The following is a 22,014-nucleotide window of genomic DNA, read 5'->3' as shown; positions in this document are numbered from 1 at the left end:
TGGGCCGCCCGATGAACCCCCAGTTGGACGCTCATTAAAAGCGAGGGCGATCAGCAACATGCCGGCATTTCGCTTCGAAGCCATCGACGCCACGGGCAAAGCGCAAAAAGGCGTGCTCGACGCGGACAGTGCACGCGGCGCGCGTGCGCTGCTGCGCGGCCAGGGCCTCACGCCGCTCGTGGTCGAACCCGCCGCGAGCCGCACGCGCGGCGCGCGCCAGCAGCGGCTCGCGCTCGGGCGCAAGCTCTCGCAGCGCGAGCAGGCGATCCTCACGCGCCAGCTCGCGAGCCTGCTGGTGGCGGGCCTGCCGCTCGGCGAGGCGCTTGCGGTGCTCACCGAGCAGTCCGAGCGCGACTACATCCGCGAGCTGATGGCGGCCATTCGCGCCGAGGTGCTCGGCGGCCATTCGCTCGCGAGCGCGCTCGAGCAGCATCCGCGCGACTTTCCGGACATCTACCGCGCGCTCGTGGCCGCGGGCGAGCACACCGGCAAGCTCGGCATCGTGCTGTCACGTCTGGCCGACTACATCGAGCAGCGCAACGCGCTCAAGCAGAAGATCGTGCTCGCCTTCACCTACCCGACGATCGTCACGATCATCGCGTTCGGCATCGTCACGTTCCTGCTCAGCTATGTGGTGCCGCAAGTGGTGAACGTGTTCGCGAGCACGAAGCAGCAACTGCCCTTGCTCACCATCGTGATGATGGCGCTCTCGGGCTTCGTGCGGCAATGGTGGTGGGCGGTGCTGATCGCCGTGGCCGTGGTGGCGTGGATCGTGCGCTCGACCTTGCGCCGGCCCGGCCCGCGTCTCGCGTTCGACCGCTGGATGCTGACCGCGCCGCTCGCGGGCAAGCTCGTGCGCGGCTACAACACCGTGCGCTTCGCGAGCACGCTCGGCATTCTGAGCGCGGCGGGCGTGCCGATCCTGCGCGCGCTGCAGGCGGCCGGCGAAACGCTCTCGAACAAGGCGATGCGCACGAACATCGACGAAGCCATCGTGCGTGTGCGCGAAGGCACGTCGCTGTCTCGGGCGCTTGGCAACACGAAGACATTTCCGCCCGTGCTCGTGCACCTGATTCGCTCGGGCGAGGCGACCGGCGACGTGACGACCATGCTCGACCGCGCGGCCGAAGGCGAGGCGCGCGAACTCGAGCGGCGCACGATGTTCCTCACGAGCCTGCTCGAACCGCTCCTGATCCTGGCGATGGGGGGCGTGGTGCTCGTGATCGTGCTCGCGGTGATGCTGCCGATCATCGAGCTGAACAACCTCGTGCAGTAAGGCCTACGAACGGCACGAAGTCGCGGGAAGCCGGGCGCGCGGAACTCAGCGCACGTAGATGGTGGGACCGGCTGCGTTGGGCGGCAGGAAGATTTCGGAGTGCACGCCGTGGCGGTCGATGACGATCGAGCGGGGGCGCACTTCGAAGAGTTTCGAGTTCTGGTCGATCGGGCCGCCGAGCGAAATGGCCCGCGGCGGTTCACCGCCCACGCTGACGATGGCCGCCGCGCCCTGCGCGAGCGAGAGGATGCCGAACAGGTGAATGTCCTGCACGGGATTGCGCTCGAGCCTGCCGCCGAACAGCGTGCCGGCCTGGTCGAGCGAAACCGGCGCCCGGGCGGCGGCGGCCTGCACCGGCGCCGCGTGGTTCGTGGCCAGGGTGATTCCCCACCACGTGGCCGTGGCGCAGAACACCGCAAACGCGGCGAGGGAAAGAAGGCGGATTTGCAGTGGGTTCATGCGCTCATTGTACGAAGGTTTATGAAAATTTTGATGTACGCGTTTGCCATGCCCGCAAGGCGTCGGAAAGGCGTCATCGTGTGACATTACAATGACCCGTCATGCGTGCGAGGACCCGGCCGAATCGAGCGGCGGGTTCGATTGCAGGCGGGACGAAGCGCGGCGCACAGGCGTGCACCGCAACCATATCTAGCGAGGGAGGAAAGAACTCATGTCCATGTGGGCCAAACGCCGTGCCGAAATCGAAGTCACGCGCGCGCGCCGCCAACGCGGCTTCACGCTCATCGAAATCATGGTCGTGATCGCGATTCTCGGCATTCTGGCCGCGTTGATCGTGCCGAAGATCATGAGCCGTCCCGATGAAGCGCGCCGCGTCGCCGCGCGCCAGGACATCGGCACGATCATGCAGGCGATGAAGCTCTATCGCCTCGACAACGGCCGCTATCCGACCCAGGACCAGGGGCTGCAAGCGCTCGTCCAAAAGCCGACTACCGACCCCGTGCCCAACAACTGGAAAGACGGCGGCTATCTGGAGCGTTTGCCCAACGACCCTTGGGGTAACGCGTACCAGTACCTGAATCCGGGCGTGCACGGCGAGATCGACGTGTTCAGCTACGGCGCCGACGGCAAACCCGGCGGCGAGGGCAACGACGCCGACGTCGGGTCCTGGCAGTAAGTCGTCCGCCACGCCGCAGCCATGCAACCGAGCCGCCTCGTCCCTTGCCGGGACCGCCGATCGCCACGCAGCGCGCGCGCGTCACGCGCGGGCATGCGTTCGCGCGCGGCGGGCTTCACGCTGCTCGAAATGCTCGTGGTGCTGCTGATCGCGGGGATTCTCATCTCGCTCGCTTCGCTCACGCTCACGCGCAATCCGCGCACCGACCTGAACGAAGAAGCGCAGCGCCTCGCGCTGCTGTTCGAATCGGCAGGCGACGAGGCGCAGGTGCGTGCCCGGCCCATCGCATGGCAGCCGCTCGCGGGCGGGTTCCGCTTCGACGTCCATACCGAAGACGGCTGGCGTCCGCTGCGCGACGATCTGCTCGGTCCGCGCCACTGGGAAGGCGGCGTGACCGGCGTGGCGATCACCTACCCCGGCAGCGACGACACGCAGGCCAACCGGCTCATTTTCGGCACGGAAGCCGTGGACGTGCCGGTGCAGGTCACGCTTTTCTCGGCAGCCGGCCGCGCGACGATCGTCGGCACCGGCACCGGCCGCTTCGAGGTGCGCTGAGATGCGGCTCTCGATGCGTGGAAGAAGGCGCGGCTACGGCGCTCGCGGGGTTCGTCCGGCTCGTCCGGTGCGTGAGCGCGGCTTCACGATGATCGAGGTGTTGGTTGCGCTCGCAATCATCGCAATTGCGCTGGCTGCTTCGCTGCGCGCCGTCGGCAGCCTCGCCGCAAGCGAAGCCGATCTGCACGACCGCCTGCTCGCGGGCTGGAGTGCGGACAACACGCTCGCGCAACTGCGTCTCGCGCACGCATGGCCGGACCTTGGCGAGAGCAGCTTCGACTGCTCGCAGGGCAATCTGCGCCTGACCTGCACGCAGCAGGTCGCGACGACGCCCAACCCCGTCTTCCGACGCGTGGAGGTGTCGGTGGCGACGCCCGGCCGTTCCGGCAATCTCGCGCAACTCGTCACGGTGCTCGCCAATGAGACGAACCGCTCGTTGTGACCGCGCGCGCGCCGCCTCGTCAGCGCGCGGCTTCACGCTGATCGAGCTGCTCGTGGCGATCGCCATCATGGCCGTGGTGGCGATCCTCTCGTGGCGCGGCCTCGACGAGATCGTGCGCGGGCGCGAAACCATCACGCGCTCGATGGCGGAGGAACGCGTGTTCGCGCAGATGTTCGACCAGATGCGCATCGACTTGCGCGAAGCGACCTCCGACGACGAGGCGGGCGGCGTCGCCATTTCGCTCGACGGCGGCGCGCTGCAGATCGTGCGCGCGTTCGCGGTGCCGCCGGGCGCGGCGCCGCGCCTGCAGGTGGTGCGTTACCGCGTGTCGGGCGGCCAGGTGGTGCGCTATGCGTCGCCCCCGCTCGCCAATCTCGGCGAGCTGCGGCGCGCGTTGCGCGGCGGCGAAGGCGACAACTGGGGCGCGTTGCCGATGATGAGCGGCGTGGACGTCATCAACGCGCGCCTGTACGTGCCGAAAACAGGCTGGACGGCGAACATGCAGGACGTGCGCTCGCAGGTGAGCGGCTACAACAACGATCTCAAGGTGCCGCAGCTCGGCAACGCGCCGCTGCCGCGCGCGGTGACGGGCGTACAGGTGAGCGTGGGTTCGCATTCGCTCGAGCGGCCGGTGACCCGCGTATTCATGGTGGGGGAATGACGTTGCGCACACAACGAACCTCCGCCCGACGATGCCGACGATTCAGCCGCGCGACGCGCGCACGGCGCGGCGCGGCCATCATCAGCGCGTTGCTCGTCGTGGCGCTGTCGGCTATCCTCGTCTCGGGCATGTTGTGGCGCCAGCAGGTGCAATTGCGCCGCATCGAGAATCAGCGGCTGCTCGCGCAGGCGCAATGGATCGCGCGCGCCTCGCTCGACTGGACGCGCCTCGTGTTGCGCTCCGAAGCGGATACGTCGGCGGGCATCACGTATCTCGGCGGCGCGTGGGGCGTGCCGCTCGCGAGAACGCGCTTGTCCGACTTTCTCGGCCAGATCGGTGAGGCGCACGCGCAACAGGGCGCGGACACCTGGCTCTCGGGTTCGATCGAAGACGCTCAGGCGCGCTTCAATCTGCGCGATCTGGTGGCGTCCAGCGCGCCGGGCTCGCTGCAGCTGAACCTGACCGAAATCGAAGCGTTTGCGCGCCTGCTGCAGATTCTCGGCATCGACCAGCAGCTCGCCAAGAACACCGCGGTGTATCTGCGCTCGGGCCTCGCCTACTCCGCAACGCGCTTCCAGACGCAAACCGCCACGACGAGCGGCACCTCGCAAACCGAGGTGCTCGCAGGCGGCGGTTCGACGGGTGGCGGCAACTACACCGACAACCCGGGCCTCTCGGACGCCGACAGCAACAGCGGCGTCGCCCCGATCCTGATGACGAGCGTCGATTCGCTGCTCGACGTGCCCGGCTTCACGCCAGACACCGTCGCGCGGCTGCGCCCGTTCGTGACGATCCTGCCCACGGTGACGCCTGTGAACATGAACACGGCGAGCGCCGAGGTGATCGCCTCCGTCGTGACGGGCATGAGCCTGTCGAACGCACAGGCCCTCGTCGCGCGCCGCCAGAGCGTGTTTTTCCGCAACGTGAGCGACGTGCAGCTCGCGCTCGAAGGCGTGGGCGTGAAGCAGGCCTCGATCGATACGACGCAGATCGACGTCAACACGAGTTATTTTCTCGTCCATGGGCGCGTGCAGCACGAGCGCGCCGAAGTGGACCGCACGACGCTAGTCTGGCGCGACCCGCTCACTCATACGACGCGCATCGTGCGCGTTAGCGACGAACCATGAATCCGTCCCCGACCAACATCGAAAAGAGGTGCGTTTGAGCACGCTGATCGTTCTCATGCCGCCCCGCGACCCGGCGGTCCACTCGCAGGAATGGCAGCTGCCGGAGCTGCCGTTCGTGCTGCTCGACAAGACGGGCAACACGCAGCGCGCGGGCCGCTCGGCGCTCGGGCTGCTGCCGAAGGCCTCGGCCACCATCCTGATGATCGCCGCGCGCGACCTGCTCACGCTCGCCGCCACCGTGCCGCCGCTCAAGGGGCCGCGGCTGCGCCAGGCGCTGCCGAACGTAGTCGAGGATCATCTGATCCAGGATGCGCAGACCTGCCATCTGGCGCTCGATCCCAAGCGCCTGGCCGACGGCCGCCAGGTGGTGGCGGCCATCGATCGCGGCTGGTTCCGCTTTCTGCTGGAAGGCTTCACCGCCGCGGGGCACCGCAATCTGCGCGCCGTGCCGGTGGCGCGCTGCCTGCCGGCCGCGCAGGCGGTGGAAGCCGTTCAGGAGGTTCCAGTGACGGAACCTGCCGGGGCGGCAGAGCCGGGCGCAGCGCCCAACGCCGCGGCTCCCGCCACCCCCGCCCCCGAACCCGTGACCGCGTGCGTGCTCGGCCATGTCGTCGCGACCGCGCCCACACTGCTGCCCGGCGTCGCGCTCGAGCCCGCGGCCGCCACGGCGCAAGCGGCGCTCGAACTCGCGATCGTGCGCGGCGCCCTCGCCGAGGGCTTCGCGGTGCCTGCCGCGAGCGTCGCCGCCACCGTCACGGCGCTCGCCGGCGGCGCGCCGGTTTCGGGCTACGTGCTCACCAATCTGCCGGGCGAGCCCGTGAGTGCCGCCGCGCGCGCGTCGCTGGCCGCCGCGTTGCCGGGTGCGCAGACGCTCACGTTCGAGGCGCTCGCGCGCCGCGCGCTCGCCTGCCGCTTCGACCTCTGCCAGTTCGAGTTCGCCTCGCAGCCGTGGCGGCTCGACCGCGCGACGCTGCGCCGTCTGCGCGTGCCGATCGTGCTCGTGGCGACCTCGCTCGTGGTGGCAGTCGTCGGCGCGAATATCCAGTGGCTCATGATGGCGCGCCAGCGCGATGCGATGAGTGCACAGATGACCGAGCTGCTCCTCAACGCGTTCCCGAAGACGACCGTGGTGCTCGATCCCGCCGGCCAGATGGCGCGCCAGCTGCAGCAGTTGCGGCTGGCCGCGGGCGAGCCTTCGCCCGACGACTTCCTCGCACTCTCCGACGGCTTCGCGCGCTCGCTCGGTCCGGTGCCCGCGAACGGCATCGCGGCCCTCGACTATCACGACCGGCGTCTGGACGTGACCTTCAAGCCAGGCGTCAACGTCGACGCCGATCTCGCGAAACGCCTCGCGGGCAACGGCCTTGCGGGCACGGTCGATGCCAGCACGGGCAAATGGACCATCAGGAGCGCATCGTGAAGACAACGGCTTTAAGCGGCGCGTGGGCCGAGGCCTGGACGAACTTCTGGGAGGCGCGCTCGACGCGCGAAAAGACGCTGCTCACGTGGGGTGGCGCGGTGCTTGCGCTGGCGATCGGCTGGTCGGTGCTGTGGCAGCCCGCCGCCGACGGCCGCGCGCGCCTGCGTCAGAGCCTGCCCGGCATGCAGCGCGAACTCGCGCAGATGACGGCCGAGGCCGACGAGGCGCGTTCGCTGGCCGGCGCGGCGGCGAGCGTGGCGCCCGGCGGCCAGGCGCTCAAGGACGCGCTCACCGCGTCGCTCGCCGATCACGCGCTCACGGGCGCGCAGATTCAGCTGATCGGCACGACGGTGCAGGTGCAGATGAAGAACGCGTCGTTTCCGGCGTGGGCCGCGTGGCTCGACGACGTGCGCAAGCAGTTCAAGGTGCAGGTGGTCGAGGCGCACATCACCGCGCTGAAGGCCGATGGCCAGGTCGATTTGACGGCCTCGCTGCAACCGGCGAATACGCATTAAGAAGAAAAAGCGCGCATCGAAAAGCGCGCAATGAGAATCGCCGGAGAAATACGCAATGAGTTACTGGATGCGGCGCCTGCGCGCCGCGTTGCCCTGGCTGATCGTGGGCGTGCTGTCGAGCGCCGTCGTGCTGCTCGCCCGCCTGCCCGCGGCCTGGATCGCGCCGCAGTTCGCGCGCGCGACCCAGGGCCACGTGAATCTGATCGACCCGGAAGGCTCGCTCTGGCACGGCTCCGCCACGCTGATGCTCGCCGCGGGCCAGGACGCACGCGGCGCGACGCTGCTACCGGGGCGCATCGTCTGGCGTACGGCGTTCTGGCCGCTGTTCGTCGCGCGCGTGCGCATGGAGATGCTGCAGACCGAAGCGATGCCCGACCCGGTCACGGTGGATGCATCGTTGCGCGGCGCGAACCTGAGCGCGGGCACGATCGCCGTGCCGGCGTCGCTGCTCGCGGGTCTCGGCGCGCCTTTCAACACACTCGATCTGGACGGCAAGGTGCGGCTCGCATGGAGCCCGTGGCGCGTGTTCGGCACGGATGCGTTCGGACGACTGACCGTCTCGCTCGCCGACATGAGTTCGCGCGTTTCGCTCGTGAAGCCGCTCGGCACGTATCAGGTGGTGCTGCAGGCGCAAGGGGCGACCTCGACGCTCGACCTGTCGACACAAAAGGGACCGCTGATGCTCGCGGGGCGCGGCTCGTTCTCGCGTGCGTCGGCATCGTTTCAGGGCACCGCGAGCGCCGCGCCGGATCAGCGCGACAACCTCGCGGGCCTGCTGAATCTGCTGGGGCGGCCGGTCGGGCCGGGAACCGTCGCGCTGACGTTCATGCGCTGAGGTTCGTGGGCTGAGCGTGCGCCCGCCTGAGCGGGCGCGTATGCGTTACTGCGGCTGGGCGGCCGTCGGAGCCGCCGCTGGGCCCGAAGCTGCCGAAGCCACCGCGGGCGCGGCGACGCTGCCGGTCTCGCGGTCCATCTGCGAGGCATCCCAGCCGCCGCCCAGCGCCTTCACGAGCCCCACCGACGACACCATGCGCTGCCCGCCGATGCTCACGAGCTTCTGCTGCGCGGTAAAGGCCGTGGCCTGCGCGGAGAGCACGTTCTGGAAGTCGGTCGTGCCCGCCTTGTACTCGTTCGTCACGATCGCGAGCGCATGCTGCGCCGACTCCACCGCCTGCTGCTGCACGACGACCTCTTGCCCGAGGATGCGCTGCGAAGCGAGGTTGTCCTCCACGTCCTGGAACGCGGCCAGCACCGTTTGCCGGTAGGTGGCCACCTGCTGGTCGTAGGCGGCGCGCGCGGCCTCGGTCTGCGCCTTGCGCAGCCCGGCGTCGAAGATCGTGCCGGCAAGCGAGGGCCCGAGCGTCCAGAAGCGCGAGGGCATCTGCAACAGCTGCGACATGACCGAGCTTTCGAAACCGCCGCTCGCGGACAGCGTGAGCGTGGGGAAATACGCCGCAATCGCGACGCCGATCTGCTCGTTGGCGGACGCCGCCTTGCGCTCGGCCGAGGCAATGTCGGGCCGGCGCTCGAGCAGCGCCGAAGGCATGGCGAGCGGCAGCGTGGGGGGCGTGGCGGCGAGCGGCGACGGCGGGATCGAGAACGTGGAGGCGGGCTGGCCGACCAGCACGGCGATCGCATGCTCGTCCTGGGCGCGCGCCACACCGTTGTCGATCGCGGAAGCCTGGGCCGATTGCAGCTGGGTTTGCGCCTGGATCACGTCGGCGCGGCCCGCCACGCCCTGGGCGTACTGATTCTGCGTGAGCTGCAGCGACTTCTGGTACGCGACGACCGTATCGTCGAGCAGCTTCTGCTGCGCGTCGAGCGAGCGCAACGTGAAGTAGGTTTGCGCGAGCGTGGCCTGGGCCGACAGACGCGCGTTCGCGAGATCGGCGGCGGCGCCCTGCTGGCTCGCCTCCTGCGAGCTGACCGTGCGGCTCACCTTGCCCCAGAGATCGGGTTCCCAGGTGGCGTCGAGCCCCAGGTTGACGTTGTTGTTGATGCTGCCGCTCGACAATCCACCGCTCGAGTTGGCCACGCGCGTGGGCGTGTACGAGCGCGTGCCCGCGAACGAGCCGCTGATCACGGGGAAGTACGCCGCCCGCGCCTCGCCCACGAGGGCGCGCGCCTGACGGTAGGCGGCGGCAGATTGCGCGACCGTCTGGTTGCTGGTATTGAGCTGATCCATCAGCGCATTGAGCGGCGCGTCGTCGTAGATCAGCCACCAGGCGCCGCGGTCGGCGGTATCGGCCGGTTGCGCGACCTTCCAGCCCTCGGGCGCTTCCTTGAACGAAGCGGGCACGGCGGCGCTGGGCCGGTGATAGTCGGGGCCGACGGCGCAGCCGGTCAACTGGAAGGTGAGCGCGGCGGCCGCGCACAGCGTCAGGATGGAGAGCGGCTTGGGCGCGCGGCGCGCCACGGACCCGGCGGGTCGAGCGGTCGCGCCGGAGCGGACGAAACGGCAAGGCATGCAAGGATTCCTGTCGATGCAACCGGCGCGCGTTCGGGCGGCCGGCCGCGCACGGGGTTGTCGCGTTGCGGCAATGGTAGCGCACGCGCTAGTCACTGCACGGAATCCGAAAGCTTACGCGTTGGAAGGGTTGGCGGGTGTTACGGCGTGAGGCGCGCAGGTTACGCGTCGTTACGGCGGCGCTTCGGCGCGCGGCAGGCGAGCTGGCCGCCACCGCACGCGAGCGCATCTGCTGCCGGTGTTACTGCCGTTGCGGCCGCGGGCGTGGCCGGCACGACGGCGCTTGCCGCGGCGGTTTCGGGCTGCGCGCGCCGACGCTGCGCCAGCACCACGGCTACCACCGCAATCGAGCCGCCCGGCAGCGCGAACATGGCTGCATACAACGCGAGCTTGCGCCAGCGCGACGACTCACCGGTCTTCGCGAAAGCGAGGCGGGCGGTGTCGGTGACGGAGCGGCCAAGGCCGCCAAGCGCGTTGATCAGGAAAAGCATGATGCGGAAACGGGTGGGCGTAGAAGAATGAAACTGGTTGCCTGTCATAATATTGACTATGCAATCAAATCACAACATACTTTGCAGCGCATCAAACCAACTGTTGTTTTTACGCGCCGATCGCGACGACAGAAGCGATCGCGACCTGCTACCTGATTTATCTGCCTGAGCAGCGACATAACCCGCTATAATCCGCCCGTCTTTTGAGATGCTGCAAAGCGAACTGCCATGAGCGACGGTCCTTTCGTCCCGGCCGGTCTGGGCGTCGAGCCAAGTCTCGGCTATTTCCTGTCAACGGCGCGCAACGTGCTGGCCGGGCGCATCGACCGTGCGGTCGCGCCGCTTGGACTCACATCGTCGCAAATTGGTGTGATCCTTTTATTGTGGTTCGAGCGCGCCAGCACGCCGAACGAGATGTCGCGCGCGCTCTCGTACGACACCGGCTCTATGACGCGCATGCTCGACCGGCTGGAGAAAAAAGGCTTTCTCGAGCGGCAGCGCAGCCAGGCGGACCGACGGGTCGTGGAACTCGCACTGACGGATCAGGGACGCACGGCGGCGCAGCAATTGCCCGACCTGATCGCCGCGGAGATGTCCGAGCAGTTGCGCGGCTTCTCGCCCGAAGAAGTCGCGACGCTGGTTCATTTGCTGCAGCGCTTCATCGCCAATGACGGCTCGACCACGCCGCTGTGCGGATCGATGATCGGCACCGGCAAGGACGCAGAAGCGCCGGCGCAGGAAGACGGCGGCTAGCCACGCGGCACGACGCGCCGCGGCGCAACACGTGGCGTAGTTTGATCCAATCACTGTCTGGGCAGAATATGCACAGACACGAAATAGTACGCTGCCGTGCGCTGCCCCCTGGAGGCGGCAGCCACGGCCGACCCAACAAGGACACGGAACATGGCAGCTTCCCCCGCGGTGCCCGCGCAGGCCGAACCCGCACCGTTTTCCGGCGGCACGCTCGCGCTCCTCACAGTCGGGCTCGCGCTCGGGACCTTCATGGAGGTGCTGGACACCTCGATCGCCAACGTGGCGGTGCCGACCATCTCGGGCAACCTCGGCGTCGCCAACAGCGAAGGCACGTGGGTCATCTCGTCGTATTCGGTTGCCTCGGCGATTGCGGTGCCGCTCACCGGCTGGCTCGCGCGCCGCGTGGGCGAAGTGCGCCTCTTCACGCTCTCCGTGCTGCTGTTCACGCTGGCCTCGGCCGCTTGCGGCTTCGCCACGAACTTCGAGACGCTGATTGCGTTCCGTCTCGTGCAAGGGCTCGTGTCCGGCCCGATGGTCCCGCTCTCGCAGACCATCCTCATGCGCTCCTACCCGCCCGCCAAACGCGGCCTCGCGCTCGGCCTCTGGGCGATGACCGTGATCGTTGCGCCCATCTTCGGTCCGGTGATGGGCGGCTGGATCACCGACAACTACACGTGGCCGTGGATCTTCTATATCAACGTGCCGATCGGCATCTTCTCGGGCATCTGCGCGTACCTGCTGCTGCGTGGCCGCGAGACGAAAACGACGAAGCAGCGCATCGACGCCGTGGGCCTCGCGCTTCTCGTGATCGGCGTGTCGTGCCTGCAGATGATGCTCGACCTCGGCAAGGATCGTGACTGGTTCAACTCGACGTTCATCGTCACGCTCGCCATCATCGCGGTGGTCGCGCTTGCGTTCATGCTCGCGTGGGAGGCCACGGAAAAAGACCCCGTGGTCGATCTCTCGCTCTTTCGCGACCGCAACTTCGCGCTCGGCGCGATGATCATCTCGTTCGGCTTCATGGCCTTCTTCGGTTCGGTGGTGATCTTCCCGCTCTGGCTGCAGACCGTCATGGGCTACACGGCGGGCCTCGCGGGCCTGGCCACCGCGCCGGTGGGCCTGCTCGCGCTCGTGCTCTCGCCGCTCATCGGACGCAACATGCATCGGCTCGATCTGCGCATGGTCGCGAGCTTCGCCTTTATCGTGTTCGCGCTCGTGTCGCTCTGGAACTCGACGTTCACACTCGACGTGCCGTTCGACCACGTGATCCTGCCGCGTCTCGTACAGGGTATCGGCGTGGCCTGCTTCTTCGTGCCGATGACGACCATCACGCTCTCGAGCATTCCCGACGAGCGGCTCGCGAGCGCCGCGGGCCTCTCGAACTTTCTGCGTACGCTCTCGGGCGCGATCGGCACGGCGGCGAGTACGACGTTCTGGGAAGACGCCGCGATCTATCACCACGCCGTGCTGTCGGAATCGGTGACCCAGTCCTCGCCGAACACCGTCGCGTACAAGGACGCGCTCGCGAACCTCGGTTTCGCGGGTCAAAGCCTGACTGCCAAGCTCAACGATGTCGTGACGACGCAAGGCTACATGATGGCCACCAACGACTTCTTCCGCATTTCCTGCGCGATGTTTGTCGTGCTGGCCCTGCTGGTGTGGGTGACGAAGCCGAAAAAAGGCGCGGGACCGGCAATGGGTCATTGACGGTCCCGCGAAAGGACGCCCGAGCGAGCCGCGGGCGACCAGGTGCGCGTTGCGCGGCGTGACTAGCGCTGCGTGATGCCGCTCGTCTGGATCTCGACGCGACGGTTCTGCGCGCGGCCTTCAGGCGTGGCATTCGACGCGATGGGCCGCGAGAAGTCGTAGCCGTGCACTTCGTACTGGCCGGCGTGGAGGCCGCGCGACTGGAGATAGTTGCGAACGGCCTCGGCGCGGCGCAGCGAGAGGCGATCGTTATACGCCTTCGAGCCGACCGAGTCGGTGTGACCGTCGATCACGACCGTACCGATGTTCACACCGTCGCTTTCCCTGACGAACTGGTCGAGCGTACGCTTGCCGTCGGGCAGCAGATCGGCCTTGTCGAACGCGAAGTTGGCGTCGGCGTTCAGCGTGATCGTGCGCGGCTGAACCGGGGCCGGCGTCTCGCCGATCGGCGCCGGCGCTGGCGACGGGACCGGCTGCTGCGGCGGCTGGCAGATGAACGTGATTTCACGCGGGTCGTCTTCCGGCTTGAAGCCGGCAACGGCGTGATCCACCGACGAGACGCGCAGCGGCGTCTTGCTGCCGCAGATCTCGTTGACCTTTTTCATACAGGTTCTGGAGCTTTCCAACAGGCCGGAACATTGCACGCGATACGCCTGTGAGCCGTTAGCGAGCGTGACGATGTCGAGATTGTGAGTGGGGCCTGAGGCGGTAGTGCAGCCAGCGGCGGCGGCGATGACGGCAGCCGCGGCACTGGCAGACAGGAGGCGCAGTTTCATTGTCGATTCGAGTTGTGGATGAGGATGAACGGCCCAGACCACGCAGGCCGAAACCAGCCCAAGATACGGGCTCCTCAATCCCCACCTCAATCAGACAATGCCCAAAATCGGCCATGTGCCGATCAATGCGCGCTCGACGCCGGCTCCGCCACGGCCGCGCCGCTGACGCCGGCCGTGTCGCCGCCTGCGCCCGTGGTCGTGTCGCCGGGAATCGGCGCATCGACGCCGGTTCGCACATACTGCTTGAACGCCGCGCCCGCCGACCACGGGTTGGGCTTGCAGCCGAGCGAACTGTCGCAATGCGCGGCGAAGCCGATCGTGGCCGTGCCGTCGGCGTTGGCCTGCTTGGTGATTTCATAGGCGAGCAGACGCCGGCCGCCGCCCGGGCCCGACGTCTGGATCAGCGTGTCGGTCACGGTCTGCACTTCGTACTTCGAATGACTGCGCACCCAGTCCTGGGCGCGTTGCCACCAGAGATCGCATTCCGTCTTGTTCGAACAGGTGAGCGGCGCGGTCGCGATCTGCATGACGTCGGGATTGACCTGCCCGCGCGACGCGCAGGCCGCAGCCGTCGCGCACAGCAGGATCGCAAGCATTCGTTTCATCGCGTGGATTCCTCCCAGAGTGAGCCGCATTGCGCGCGGCCCGTGCATTTTTGGTGTTTTCAGTTTCGTTCGTCCGGCGCGCGCGTCGTCCGCGCGGCTCGGAAACGCGGCGCCTACCCTGGTTGGACCGCATCTGCACGCTGGTGTTGCGAGCAAATGCGGTGCCTGGGACAAACCTCGAGGGATGGGAGCGCGCCGCAGCGGCGCACCGGCGCGCGGCTCAGACGCTGAAGCGATTGAGCGTATAAGCGCGATACGCGGCGACGAACGCGTCGAACGAGCCGACTTCGTCGCGCTCGAGTTGCGCCTGCTCCGCGAGCGATTCGCGCGCGAGCGTTTCGAACTCGGCCGTAGCCGCGGCGTCGAGCGGACGCGCGAGGAATTGCGCCGCGTGGTGCTCGCTCTGTGCACGGGCAAATTGCAGGAAGGACTGCTTGCCATCGCGCATGGTTTGCAGCACGCGCGCCGATGGCGTGAGCGACGGGTCGGCCAGCTTTGCGCGCTGTGTCGCGAGCGAACGTGTGTGTTCGTCGCTGCCATGCGCCGCGTCGAGTACGGCGGCCGCCTGGCCGATCTTCTCGAACAGCGCTTCGGCCCATTCGTGCATCGGCACGTCCTTGCCGTCGCGCTTGAGCGCGAGACCCGGGCGGCGCCCTTCTTTCGTCACCAGGCCAAAGTTTTCGTTCGATTCGGCGTAGGCGTCGGCAGGCAGGAACGGGCTTTCATCCAGCGCGCAGGCGAGCAGGTAGGCGTCGAGGAACCGTGCGGTTTCGAGCGAGATGCCGGTCGGCTCGAACGGGTCGATGTCCATGCAGCGCACCTCGACGTACTGCACGCCGCGCGCGGCGAGCGCATGCAGCGGCCGCTCGCCCGGATGCGTGACGCGCTTGGGGCGGATCGTTGAGTAGAACTCGTTCTCGATCTGCAGCACGTTCGTGTTGATCTGCACCCACTCGCCGTCGCGATGCGTGCCGATCGCCTCGTAGGGCGGATACGGCTGGCTCACGGCCTGCGCGAGCGCGTCGAGATAGCCTGCCAGCGTGTCGTAGTCGGCGCGCAAGGCGGACTGGCCCGTTGTGTTCGAGTAGCCGAGATCGCTCATGCGCAGGCTCGTCGCGTACGGCAGATAGAGCGTGTCGGCGTCGAAGGTTTCGAGCTTGTGCGCGCGGCCGCGCAGGAAGCGCGCGTCGAGCGCGGGCGAGGCGCCGAACAGGTACATGAGCAGCCAGTTCGTGCGGCGGAAATTGCGGATCAGCGCGAGGTAGCGCTCCGACTGATAGTCGGTGAGCGAGGCCGTGGACTGTTGATGCGCATGCAGCACGCGCCACACGTCCTCGCTCAGCGAATAGTTGTAGTGGATGCCGGCAATGCACTGCATCGTGCGGCCGTAGCGCAGCGCGAGGCCCATGCGGTACACGTACTTGAGGCGGCCGATGTTCGAGCTGCCATAGCGCGCGATGGGAATGCCGTCGTCGGTGTCGGGCAGCAGGCCCGGCATCGATTCGTTCCAGAGCATCTCGCCGTCACGCGCGAGTACCGCATAGACGTAGCGGTGCAGCTCGTCGAGCTTCGCGAGCGTGATCGACGCATCGGGTTCGGCGGGCGTGATGATCTCGATCAGCGCTTCCGAATAGTCGGTGGTCAGCGACGGATGCGTGAGCGCCGAACCAAGCGCTGCCGCGTGCGGCGTCATGGCGAGACGGCCGTCGCGCGTCACGCGCAGGCTCTCCTTCTCGATGCCGCGCAGGCCGCGCGTGAGCGCGCCGCGATGTGGCCCGTCGCCCAGCACGGAAAGGCGCTGTGCGAGAACGTCGTTCGTGCGTGTAGAGGTCGTGTCTGACATTGAGGCAAGTCGGGCTCGGGCCGGCGGCGCAGTGCTGCGCGCAGTGTTGCTGACATTCGCCGGCCGGGATTCTTTTCGGTAGCGGGCACTTTAACATCTCGCCGAAAGACCTGCTTGGGCCTGCCTCGGGCGGGGTTTTGGCCCGTCGGCGCGCACTTCTCGCGGTGATGGCACCCCTTTCCTGCGCTGCCTTCCGTTGCGCTAGCCGCCGCGCGCCGCGCCCGCGCGATCGGCGATTTCGTTCCACAAATGCATGGCCGCGTACGCGCGCCACGGGCTCCATGCATCCGTGCGGGTGCGCTGTTGGGTCGCGCGCACGAGCGACGGGTCGCGCGCCGCGATGGCCTGCATGAGCACGAGATCGGTCGCGGGCCAGGCGTTCGCGTCGCGCCATGCGCGCATCGCGACGTATTCGACGGTCCAGGGGCCGATGCCGGGCAACGCGAGCAGCGCGGCGCGCATGGCGTCGAGGTCGGCGGGCTCGGCTGCAATCGCGTCGATTCGTCTGCTTTGACGCTTGTGGCGCGAATTGTCTGGATCGTTCTGCTCGTAGTCGCGTTCGATGATCACCGCTCCGCTCGCCACGGCCTGCGCGAAGCCCTGCAGCGCGGCGACGCGTTTGCCCGGCATGCCGATACCCGCGAGATCGGCGGCGGCGAGCGCGGCGGGCGTCGGAAAGCGCCACGCGGTGCGCGCGTGCGCATGGTCGTCGATGCGCTTGCCCACGCGTTCGACGAGGCGCCCGATGATCGTCGTCGCCGCTTTCACGCTGACCTGCTGGCCGACGATCGCGCGCACCACGAGCTCGAAGCCCGACCAGGCGCCGGGCACGCGCAGCCCCGGCACGGCAGCGACGAGCGGCGCGAGCCACGGGTCGCTGCGCAGATGCGCGGCGACGGCGGCGGGATCGGCATGCAGGTCGAACATGCGCGAGAGCGGCGCGGCGAGTGCCGCCGCGTGCGCGCTCACGGGTCCGTCGATCTGCACGACGAGGCAATGCTTGCGCGCGTGACGGCACACGGCGAGCGTGCCGCTCGCGCCGTTGAAGTCGATCGCGCGCAGCCACGCGCCGTCCTCCACGGCCTCGACGCCCGGCGTTGCGCGGCCGCTGAAGAAGCGCAGCACGCGTGGCCAGTCGTAGGGCGCGCGAAACGGCAGTTCGAGTGTGGCGCTGTGCGTCGGCGCCTCGGTTTGTGCTGCGGATTGGGAGGGGATGGCGCTCAAGTGGCGGTCTCCGGCGTGTTGGCGCGGTTCGAGGTCGAACGGGTGCCTTTCAGGTTTTTTGCGCCATTTTGCGCACCTTGCGATGCGCGTGCTTCGCCGTCGAGCAGCGCCGCCTTGCGCTCGAGCCCCCAGCGATAGCCCGCGAGCGAGCCGCCCTTTTGCACGACGCGATGGCACGGAATTGCCAGCGCCACCGGATTCGACGCGCACGCACTCGCCACGGCCCGCACCGCGCGCGGTGCGCCGAGCGTTTCGGCGATCTGCGAGTAGCTGCGCGTCTCGCCGTAGGGAATGTGCTGGAGCGCGTCCCAGACGCGCTGCTGGAACGCCGTCGCGGCAATGTCGAGCGGCAGATCGAAACGCTCGCGGCGGCCGTGCAGATAGGCGTCGATCTGCGCGGCGAACGGCGCGATCGCGGCCTTGTCCTCGATACACTGCGCGTTCGCGAAATCGGCCGTGAGTGCGGCGGTGAGCGTCGCGGCATCGTCGCCGAACGCGATCCGGCAGATGCCCTTCTCCGTTGCCGCGATGAGCACGAAGCCGATCGGCGTGGGCGTGGCGGCGTAGTGGATCGTCAGCCCCGCGCCCTTGCGGCGATAGGCGGAAGGCGCCATGCCGAGCTCGCCCGGCACGCTGTGATAGAGCCGCGACGACGAGCCGAAGCCCGCGTCGGCGCTGGCACGCGTGACGTCGGCGCCCTCGCCGAGCGCGTCGCGCAGCACGGCCCCGCGGCGCGCCGCCTGGTATTGGCGCGGCGAGACGCCCAGCACGCGCTTGAAAAGGCGCTGCAGGTGAAACGGGCTCAGGTGCACGGCTTCGCCCAGTTGCGCGAGCGTGAGACGCTCCTGCGGGTCGGCGTCGAGCGCCGCACACGCGCGCCGCACGATTTCCAGCTCGCGCGGCAGGCCGCCCGGGCGGCAGCGCTTGCATTCGCGATAGCCGGCGGCGCGCGCGTCGTCGGCCTCGGCGAAGAATTCGATGTTCTCGCGGCGCGGCAGCCGCGACGCGCACGAGGGGCGGCAGAACACGCCGGTGGTGCGCACGGCGTAGAAGAACGCGCCGTCGGCGCGGGCGTCGCGCGACGTGACGGCTTGCCAGCGGTCGGCGTCGTTCGTCCACTCGCTGTCTGGCGTCTGGCTGGGTTTGGCGGGTTTCATCGCTGGTTTCATTGCAGGGACGGCGCACATTTGAGGCTCCTCGAAGTGCCTGTCTGTATGCCCTTACTCTAGCTTCGCGTACGGACGACGGCGCGCCGGATCTTGCGCTGTCATTGCGGTCGACATGGGCCGTGAATGCGCCATGATCCGGTACTTTTATGGTCTTCGGTGAATCCCTGGTGGCGTCTTGCCGATTCCCGTGCGACAAAATGGCAACTTTGCGGGTTTTCCCTTAAAAAGTTGTTGCGTCGCGACAGCCGACTCGGTATAGTGGTTCCTGTCTCCTCCATGTCTCCTCCTGATATGGATTAAGCCCGCTCAATGCAGCGGGCTTTTTTTCGTCCAGCGTTTCCGTACGTCAACTCGCCGCCACTCGCGGCGCTTCCCTCGCCTGAGAGCCCGAAGCTATTTTCCGCCGGCTCCCACGGTTCTGCTGCCCGCGATTCCGGTTCGCAAGGCTCGCTGAGATGCGCGCCTTCTGCGCAGCCCGGCTTGCACAGGTTCATCATGAGATTCTCAACACGACCTCGAGGACGCCATGCGGATCCAGATTCGCGAGATCGATCACGTCGTTATCCGGGCGGCCGATGTGGCCGCCATGACGCGTTTCTATTGCGAAGTACTCGGTTGCCAGCCGGAGCGTGAACAGCGAGATCTCGGCCTGATGCAGTTGCGCGCGGGACGCTCGCTGATCGATCTCGTGACGATCGGCGGCCCGCTCGACCGGGGTTCCGGCGCAGCGCCGGCTGGCGCGAGCGGCAACATGGATCATCTTTGTCTGCGCGTGGAGCCGTTCGACGCCGAGGCGCTGACGTCACATCTGACGCAGCATGGCGCGCGTCCCGGCAATGCGGTCGAGCGCTATGGGGCGGAGGGTTTGGGGCCGTCGCTGTATCTGTTCGACCCGGAGGGCAACATGGTGGAACTCAAGGGGCCGCCGCACGCTTGAGGGCGCACAGCCGGCTTTCAGACGTTCTCGGGCGCCTTGAACACGCTCCATTCGACTGCCACTGGCTCGGCGCTCGTATTGCCGATCCACGCCGCGCCGTCCTGCACCGTGCATTGCAGGCGCATGGTGCGCTCGGCCAGCGCGCCGAGCGACGCGGCAACGCCCTCGCCCAGCGACCAGACCGTCACGTTGCGCAGGCGCTCGACCTTGTTGCGCACGCCTTGCCACCAGATGTCGGAGGTGCGTCCGCCGTAGGCGATCACGATGACCTCGCCCGCGCGCCCGCTTGCCTTGGCGATGCGGCGCTCGTCGGGCTGGCCAACCTCGATCCACGTTTCGATCGCGCCGGTGTAGTCCTTGCACCAGAGGTCGGGCTCGTCCGTATCGGACAGGCCCTTGCAGAATTCGAGCCGCTCGCCTGCAAACAGCGCGAAGGCCGCGATGCGGACCATCATGCGGTCGTCGGTTTCGGACGGATGGCGCGCGATCGTGAGCGCATGGTCGGCGTAGTAATGCCGGTCCATGTCCGCGATCTGCAGTTCTGCCTTGTAGATGGTCGATTTGAGTGCCATACCGAATTCCGGTCTTGCGAAAGCCGCACATGATAGCGAAGTTTCTAGCAAGCCACGTGCCGGTCGAATGGACGCGCAGCGCGCGTCGCTGCGGTGCGCGATGCAATGCGGATGGTCTGACGGGAAAATGACGCGGGTTTGACAGCGGCGCGCGGCGCGTTGCATCGCGTCACGGCCGCGCGCCCGGCAAGCACGATGGCCCGGCGCACGTGCGTCGGGCCATGTCGAGAGGCGCGTTGGAGCTTACTGCTTGATGAAGCGGTCCGTGGTCCAGAGACCTTGCTCGTCGCCGTTCGCGGCGTTGACGAATTCGACGTCGTGGCCCACCACCTGTACGACGCGGAACGACTGGTTCTCGGGTGTGGACAGACACTGGAATCCCGTGAAGTATTCCTGCATCTGCTGATGCTCGCCGGCCTGCTCGTGAAGCGCGACGGCGTCGAGCTTGTCTTTCGTGAGGCAGCCATAGGAGCCCGGCTTGAGCTGCACCGTTTGCTGCGGCTTGACACTCACATCCTGAGCCTGAACCGCAACGACGCAAGCGAGGCTGGCCGCCGCGACGACCACACCGGTTAGCGTTTTCATGATTGCCTCCTGCGGGCTTTTACTCAGGTTAGCTATGTATTTAACTCTCATGCCTCACCCGCGTCTTTAAACATAGAAAACTGCCGAAAGACTGCAAGCCCGACTTGTGTGCGTTTGCAACAGTCATGGAGGCTTGCAGCATGGTGTCGAGTGCCGTTATATCTTTCAGCCTGGCGCTAAAGGGCGTCCAGCAGCACTCCGAAGCATCGATTACATCGTCCCGCGCCTTATCCGACAAGGCGCAGCCGGTTATAGCCAGGATAGGGAAATCAAGCCCGCTTTGATTTAAACGGTTTAATAGCTCGCCAGGCAGCCTATGACGCGGCGCACCTAAAGTCCCGTAAGCGCCAACTGGAACGCGCGCATTAATGGATTGGCGACAGAATAAAATCGATGCCAGATGCTCCATGAGCCTCTCGAAACGAACCCGTGCCCGCGCTTGCATACGGCAAAAGTTCGTGGATAAATCGGGCTTCCCAATGGAGGAACCCCATGACTTTCGCTCACTGGCTGCCGTTCGCGATCGCGTCGGCCATTCTCGTGGCCATTCCCGGCCCGACCGTACTGCTCGTCGTTTCGTACGCGCTTGGCCACGGCCGCCGCTACGCGCTCGCCACCACGGCCGGCGTCGCGCTCGGCGACTTCACGGCGATGACTGCTTCCATGCTCGGACTCGGCGTGATCCTCGCGGCTTCCGCCACGCTGTTCTCGGTGCTCAAATGGATCGGCGCCGCCTATCTGATCTATCTGGGCGTGAAGCTCTGGCGCGCGCCCGTTGGCGTTGGCGACGCGCCGGACACCTCCGAGACCCGCACCGGCCGCATCTTCGCGCATGCATACGCCGTCACCGCGCTCAACCCGAAGAGCATCATTTTTTTCGTCGCGTTCGTGCCGCAGTTCATCGATCCGCATCTGGCCATGACGCCGCAGATCGTCGTGTTCGAAGCCACCTTCATCGCACTGGCGACGCTCAACGCGTTCGCCTACGCGCTGCTCGCGGCGGCCGCGCGCAAGGTCGTGCGCAGCACGCGCGTACAGCGCGCGGTCAATCGTACGGGCGGCACGCTGCTCATCGGCGCCGGGCTCTTTGCCGCCGCGTGGAGAAAGTCGGCGGCGTAAGCGGCGCAACCGGATCGACGGCGACCTTGATGCGGGGCACGTCCCGAGCCCTGCGAACCGGGCTGCAAACCGGGCACGCAGGCTGCTCAGCGCGGGTTGTGATGGTTGGCGAACATTGTTTTCAAGCTTCAGTGCGCGCCCAATGTGCAAACTGTCGCGTCTTGGCTACAATGCAATTGCAAACCGCTTGACAACCAGGAGGTAATCGTGATCGAGCACGTAATACTGGGCGCGTTTCTGGTGATTCCCCTTGTCATTGTCGTCTTCCTGTTTTCCGACGAAATCCTCGAGGAGCATCGACAGCGCGTAGAAGCGGGAGACGGACATCATATGGACTGGCGTCATCCGCTACGCAGCTTCCTGCATCACTGAGCGGGAGCACGCATCGCGCGGATGAATGCGCCGAAGCACATGGGTGGCACTCCTGGATTTCGAGTTCTCCTGGATGGCGTACTTCGTCGCCTTGTTCGTGCTGATGGTGCTATCCATCGCGCTCACCCTTCTCTGTCCGTCTGCCGGGCAGCGCGGTAGCACGCCGCGCACACACGTGGCAGACGCGCACGACGGCGAGCACGCACGCTGACGGGACTCGCTCCCGGCCAGCGCGCGCTGGCAAGCCACACCCCCGTAATTCC

General features: G+C 67.3%; 26 protein-coding genes. 15 read left to right on the top strand and 11 right to left on the bottom strand.

Features of this window, described 5'->3' with window-relative positions:
• Positions 1-58: 58 nt before the first annotated feature.
• Positions 59-1,276, top strand: a complete 1,218-nt coding sequence (gene gspF / locus AB4Y40_RS21600; RefSeq protein ID WP_028203270.1) for a type II secretion system inner membrane protein GspF — start codon at positions 59-61, stop codon at positions 1,274-1,276.
• Between the two features lie 45 nt (positions 1,277-1,321).
• On the opposite strand, the gene AB4Y40_RS21595 is transcribed toward gspF, so the two are convergent.
• The gene (locus AB4Y40_RS21595) at positions 1,322-1,735 is read right to left on the bottom strand and encodes a hypothetical protein (protein ID WP_368689500.1); all 414 of its coding nucleotides are present in this window, start codon (positions 1,733-1,735) and stop codon (positions 1,322-1,324) included.
• Positions 1,736-1,946: 211 nt separating this feature from the next.
• On the opposite strand from AB4Y40_RS21595, the gene gspG reads away from it, so the two are divergent.
• Genes gspG through AB4Y40_RS21555 form a run of 8 tightly spaced genes read left to right on the top strand, consistent with a single transcriptional unit; the run spans position 1,947 to position 7,966 of the window.
• Positions 1,947-2,411 (top strand): type II secretion system major pseudopilin GspG, encoded by a 465-nt coding sequence (gene gspG / locus AB4Y40_RS21590; RefSeq protein ID WP_302056945.1) that lies wholly within the window; start codon positions 1,947-1,949, stop codon positions 2,409-2,411.
• 21 nt (positions 2,412-2,432) lie between these two features.
• Positions 2,433-2,966, top strand: coding sequence for a GspH/FimT family pseudopilin (locus tag AB4Y40_RS21585; RefSeq protein WP_368689499.1), 534 nt, complete (start codon positions 2,433-2,435; stop codon positions 2,964-2,966).
• Positions 2,967-2,979: 13 nt separating this feature from the next.
• On the top strand, positions 2,980-3,408 hold the full coding sequence (gspI, locus tag AB4Y40_RS21580; RefSeq protein ID WP_368689498.1) for a type II secretion system minor pseudopilin GspI: 429 nt from the start codon (positions 2,980-2,982) through the stop codon (positions 3,406-3,408).
• On the top strand, positions 3,386-4,069 hold the full coding sequence (locus tag AB4Y40_RS21575) for a prepilin-type N-terminal cleavage/methylation domain-containing protein (RefSeq protein ID WP_342920281.1): 684 nt from the start codon (positions 3,386-3,388) through the stop codon (positions 4,067-4,069). The genes gspI and AB4Y40_RS21575 overlap by 23 nt, the downstream gene beginning before the upstream one ends.
• Positions 4,066-5,196 carry a type II secretion system minor pseudopilin GspK gene (gene gspK / locus AB4Y40_RS21570; RefSeq protein ID WP_368689497.1) on the top strand — a complete coding sequence of 377 codons (1,131 nt, stop codon included), beginning with the start codon at positions 4,066-4,068 and terminating at the stop codon, positions 5,194-5,196. Before AB4Y40_RS21575 ends, gspK begins: the two co-directional genes overlap by 4 nt.
• A 34-nt stretch (positions 5,197-5,230) precedes the next feature.
• Complete coding sequence (gene gspL / locus AB4Y40_RS21565; protein WP_368689496.1) at positions 5,231-6,616, top strand: type II secretion system protein GspL; 1,386 nt, start codon at positions 5,231-5,233, stop codon at positions 6,614-6,616.
• Positions 6,592-7,131 carry a type II secretion system protein M gene (locus tag AB4Y40_RS21560; protein WP_368689495.1) on the top strand — a complete coding sequence of 180 codons (540 nt, stop codon included), beginning with the start codon at positions 6,592-6,594 and terminating at the stop codon, positions 7,129-7,131. Before gspL ends, AB4Y40_RS21560 begins: the two co-directional genes overlap by 25 nt.
• Positions 7,132-7,186: 55 nt before the next feature.
• Positions 7,187-7,966 (top strand): type II secretion system protein N, encoded by a 780-nt coding sequence (locus AB4Y40_RS21555; RefSeq protein ID WP_368689494.1) that lies wholly within the window; start codon positions 7,187-7,189, stop codon positions 7,964-7,966.
• A 45-nt stretch (positions 7,967-8,011) separates the two neighbouring features.
• Here AB4Y40_RS21555 and AB4Y40_RS21550 read toward each other — a convergent pair whose 3' ends face one another.
• A complete protein-coding gene (locus tag AB4Y40_RS21550; protein ID WP_368689493.1) occupies positions 8,012-9,598 on the bottom strand; it encodes an efflux transporter outer membrane subunit in 1,587 nt (528 codons plus the stop codon).
• A 161-nt stretch (positions 9,599-9,759) separates the two neighbouring features.
• The gene (locus AB4Y40_RS21545) at positions 9,760-10,089 is read right to left on the bottom strand and encodes a hypothetical protein (RefSeq protein WP_368689492.1); all 330 of its coding nucleotides are present in this window, start codon (positions 10,087-10,089) and stop codon (positions 9,760-9,762) included.
• A 228-nt stretch (positions 10,090-10,317) separates the two neighbouring features.
• Between AB4Y40_RS21545 and AB4Y40_RS21540 the strand changes: the two genes are divergently transcribed.
• Together AB4Y40_RS21540 and AB4Y40_RS21535 are read left to right on the top strand one after the other, a co-directional pair.
• Positions 10,318-10,842 carry a MarR family winged helix-turn-helix transcriptional regulator gene (locus AB4Y40_RS21540; RefSeq protein ID WP_368689491.1) on the top strand — a complete coding sequence of 175 codons (525 nt, stop codon included), beginning with the start codon at positions 10,318-10,320 and terminating at the stop codon, positions 10,840-10,842.
• Positions 10,843-10,992: 150 nt separating this feature from the next.
• On the top strand, positions 10,993-12,549 hold the full coding sequence (locus tag AB4Y40_RS21535; RefSeq protein WP_368689490.1) for a DHA2 family efflux MFS transporter permease subunit: 1,557 nt from the start codon (positions 10,993-10,995) through the stop codon (positions 12,547-12,549).
• 62 nt (positions 12,550-12,611) lie between these two features.
• Here AB4Y40_RS21535 and AB4Y40_RS21530 read toward each other — a convergent pair whose 3' ends face one another.
• The 5 genes from AB4Y40_RS21530 to ada form a co-directional block, all read right to left on the bottom strand.
• Positions 12,612-13,154 (bottom strand): OmpA family protein, encoded by a 543-nt coding sequence (locus tag AB4Y40_RS21530; protein ID WP_368689489.1) that lies wholly within the window; start codon positions 13,152-13,154, stop codon positions 12,612-12,614.
• A 293-nt stretch (positions 13,155-13,447) separates the two neighbouring features.
• Positions 13,448-13,930, bottom strand: a complete 483-nt coding sequence (locus AB4Y40_RS21525) for a hypothetical protein (protein ID WP_368689488.1) — start codon at positions 13,928-13,930, stop codon at positions 13,448-13,450.
• Positions 13,931-14,150: 220 nt separating this feature from the next.
• The gene (gene gshA / locus AB4Y40_RS21520; protein ID WP_368689487.1) at positions 14,151-15,773 is read right to left on the bottom strand and encodes a glutamate--cysteine ligase; all 1,623 of its coding nucleotides are present in this window, start codon (positions 15,771-15,773) and stop codon (positions 14,151-14,153) included.
• Between the two features lie 201 nt (positions 15,774-15,974).
• Complete coding sequence (locus AB4Y40_RS21515) at positions 15,975-16,988, bottom strand: DNA-3-methyladenine glycosylase (RefSeq protein ID WP_368689581.1); 1,014 nt, start codon at positions 16,986-16,988, stop codon at positions 15,975-15,977.
• A 5-nt stretch (positions 16,989-16,993) separates the two neighbouring features.
• Positions 16,994-18,154, bottom strand: coding sequence for a bifunctional DNA-binding transcriptional regulator/O6-methylguanine-DNA methyltransferase Ada (gene ada, locus AB4Y40_RS21510; protein ID WP_368689486.1), 1,161 nt, complete (start codon positions 18,152-18,154; stop codon positions 16,994-16,996).
• A gap of 538 nt (positions 18,155-18,692) precedes the next feature.
• Here ada and AB4Y40_RS21505 point away from each other — a divergent pair.
• Positions 18,693-19,103 carry a VOC family protein gene (locus AB4Y40_RS21505; RefSeq protein WP_368689485.1) on the top strand — a complete coding sequence of 137 codons (411 nt, stop codon included), beginning with the start codon at positions 18,693-18,695 and terminating at the stop codon, positions 19,101-19,103.
• A gap of 17 nt (positions 19,104-19,120) precedes the next feature.
• On the opposite strand, the gene AB4Y40_RS21500 is transcribed toward AB4Y40_RS21505, so the two are convergent.
• From AB4Y40_RS21500 to AB4Y40_RS21490, 3 genes are all read right to left on the bottom strand, one after another.
• Positions 19,121-19,675 carry a YaeQ family protein gene (locus tag AB4Y40_RS21500; RefSeq protein WP_110383224.1) on the bottom strand — a complete coding sequence of 185 codons (555 nt, stop codon included), beginning with the start codon at positions 19,673-19,675 and terminating at the stop codon, positions 19,121-19,123.
• Positions 19,676-19,918: 243 nt separating this feature from the next.
• The gene (gene sap1, locus AB4Y40_RS21495; RefSeq protein WP_368689484.1) at positions 19,919-20,260 is read right to left on the bottom strand and encodes a surface attachment protein Sap1; all 342 of its coding nucleotides are present in this window, start codon (positions 20,258-20,260) and stop codon (positions 19,919-19,921) included.
• A gap of 40 nt (positions 20,261-20,300) precedes the next feature.
• On the bottom strand, positions 20,301-20,669 hold the full coding sequence (locus AB4Y40_RS21490; protein WP_368689483.1) for a hypothetical protein: 369 nt from the start codon (positions 20,667-20,669) through the stop codon (positions 20,301-20,303).
• 83 nt (positions 20,670-20,752) lie between these two features.
• Between AB4Y40_RS21490 and AB4Y40_RS21485 the strand changes: the two genes are divergently transcribed.
• The 3 genes from AB4Y40_RS21485 to AB4Y40_RS21475 all read left to right on the top strand — a co-directional run bounded on the left by AB4Y40_RS21485 (position 20,753) and on the right by AB4Y40_RS21475 (position 21,962).
• Positions 20,753-21,379 (top strand): LysE family translocator, encoded by a 627-nt coding sequence (locus tag AB4Y40_RS21485; protein ID WP_368689482.1) that lies wholly within the window; start codon positions 20,753-20,755, stop codon positions 21,377-21,379.
• 207 nt (positions 21,380-21,586) lie between these two features.
• Positions 21,587-21,751, top strand: a complete 165-nt coding sequence (locus tag AB4Y40_RS21480) for a hypothetical protein (protein ID WP_167334410.1) — start codon at positions 21,587-21,589, stop codon at positions 21,749-21,751.
• A gap of 43 nt (positions 21,752-21,794) precedes the next feature.
• Positions 21,795-21,962, top strand: a complete 168-nt coding sequence (locus AB4Y40_RS21475) for a hypothetical protein (RefSeq protein ID WP_368689481.1) — start codon at positions 21,795-21,797, stop codon at positions 21,960-21,962.
• Positions 21,963-22,014 lie beyond the last annotated feature (52 nt).

The sequence above is a fragment of the Paraburkholderia sp. EG287B genome (assembly GCF_040965595.1).
Classification (GTDB): Bacteria; Pseudomonadota; Gammaproteobacteria; order Burkholderiales; family Burkholderiaceae; genus Paraburkholderia.
Note: the sequence above shows the minus strand (reverse complement) of the source record. Positions and strands in the feature narration are given on the sequence as shown.

Bases quoted from the DNA above. Each gene is read 5' to 3' on its own strand.
- ada (WP_368689486.1), bottom strand. From the start codon at position 18,154: ATGAAACCCGCCAAACCCAGCCAGACGCCAGACAGCGAGTGGACGAAC.
- AB4Y40_RS21500 (WP_110383224.1), bottom strand. From the start codon at position 19,675: ATGGCACTCAAATCGACCATCTACAAGGCAGAACTGCAGATCGCGGAC.
- AB4Y40_RS21560 (WP_368689495.1), top strand. From the start codon at position 6,592: ATGGACCATCAGGAGCGCATCGTGAAGACAACGGCTTTAAGCGGCGCG.
- AB4Y40_RS21555 (WP_368689494.1), top strand. From the start codon at position 7,187: ATGAGTTACTGGATGCGGCGCCTGCGCGCCGCGTTGCCCTGGCTGATC.
- gspG (WP_302056945.1), top strand. From the start codon at position 1,947: ATGTCCATGTGGGCCAAACGCCGTGCCGAAATCGAAGTCACGCGCGCG.
- AB4Y40_RS21540 (WP_368689491.1), top strand. From the start codon at position 10,318: ATGAGCGACGGTCCTTTCGTCCCGGCCGGTCTGGGCGTCGAGCCAAGT.
- AB4Y40_RS21595 (WP_368689500.1), bottom strand. From the start codon at position 1,735: ATGAACCCACTGCAAATCCGCCTTCTTTCCCTCGCCGCGTTTGCGGTG.
- gshA (WP_368689487.1), bottom strand. From the start codon at position 15,773: ATGTCAGACACGACCTCTACACGCACGAACGACGTTCTCGCACAGCGC.
- AB4Y40_RS21535 (WP_368689490.1), top strand. From the start codon at position 10,993: ATGGCAGCTTCCCCCGCGGTGCCCGCGCAGGCCGAACCCGCACCGTTT.
- AB4Y40_RS21530 (WP_368689489.1), bottom strand. From the start codon at position 13,154: ATGAAAAAGGTCAACGAGATCTGCGGCAGCAAGACGCCGCTGCGCGTC.
- gspI (WP_368689498.1), top strand. From the start codon at position 2,980: ATGCGTGGAAGAAGGCGCGGCTACGGCGCTCGCGGGGTTCGTCCGGCT.
- sap1 (WP_368689484.1), bottom strand. From the start codon at position 20,260: ATGAAAACGCTAACCGGTGTGGTCGTCGCGGCGGCCAGCCTCGCTTGC.
- AB4Y40_RS21485 (WP_368689482.1), top strand. From the start codon at position 20,753: ATGACTTTCGCTCACTGGCTGCCGTTCGCGATCGCGTCGGCCATTCTC.
- gspK (WP_368689497.1), top strand. From the start codon at position 4,066: ATGACGTTGCGCACACAACGAACCTCCGCCCGACGATGCCGACGATTC.
- AB4Y40_RS21575 (WP_342920281.1), top strand. From the start codon at position 3,386: ATGAGACGAACCGCTCGTTGTGACCGCGCGCGCGCCGCCTCGTCAGCG.
- AB4Y40_RS21550 (WP_368689493.1), bottom strand. From the start codon at position 9,598: ATGCCTTGCCGTTTCGTCCGCTCCGGCGCGACCGCTCGACCCGCCGGG.
- AB4Y40_RS21585 (WP_368689499.1), top strand. From the start codon at position 2,433: ATGCAACCGAGCCGCCTCGTCCCTTGCCGGGACCGCCGATCGCCACGC.
- AB4Y40_RS21490 (WP_368689483.1), bottom strand. From the start codon at position 20,669: ATGGAGCATCTGGCATCGATTTTATTCTGTCGCCAATCCATTAATGCG.
- gspF (WP_028203270.1), top strand. From the start codon at position 59: ATGCCGGCATTTCGCTTCGAAGCCATCGACGCCACGGGCAAAGCGCAA.
- AB4Y40_RS21525 (WP_368689488.1), bottom strand. From the start codon at position 13,930: ATGAAACGAATGCTTGCGATCCTGCTGTGCGCGACGGCTGCGGCCTGC.
- AB4Y40_RS21545 (WP_368689492.1), bottom strand. From the start codon at position 10,089: ATGCTTTTCCTGATCAACGCGCTTGGCGGCCTTGGCCGCTCCGTCACC.
- AB4Y40_RS21505 (WP_368689485.1), top strand. From the start codon at position 18,693: ATGCGGATCCAGATTCGCGAGATCGATCACGTCGTTATCCGGGCGGCC.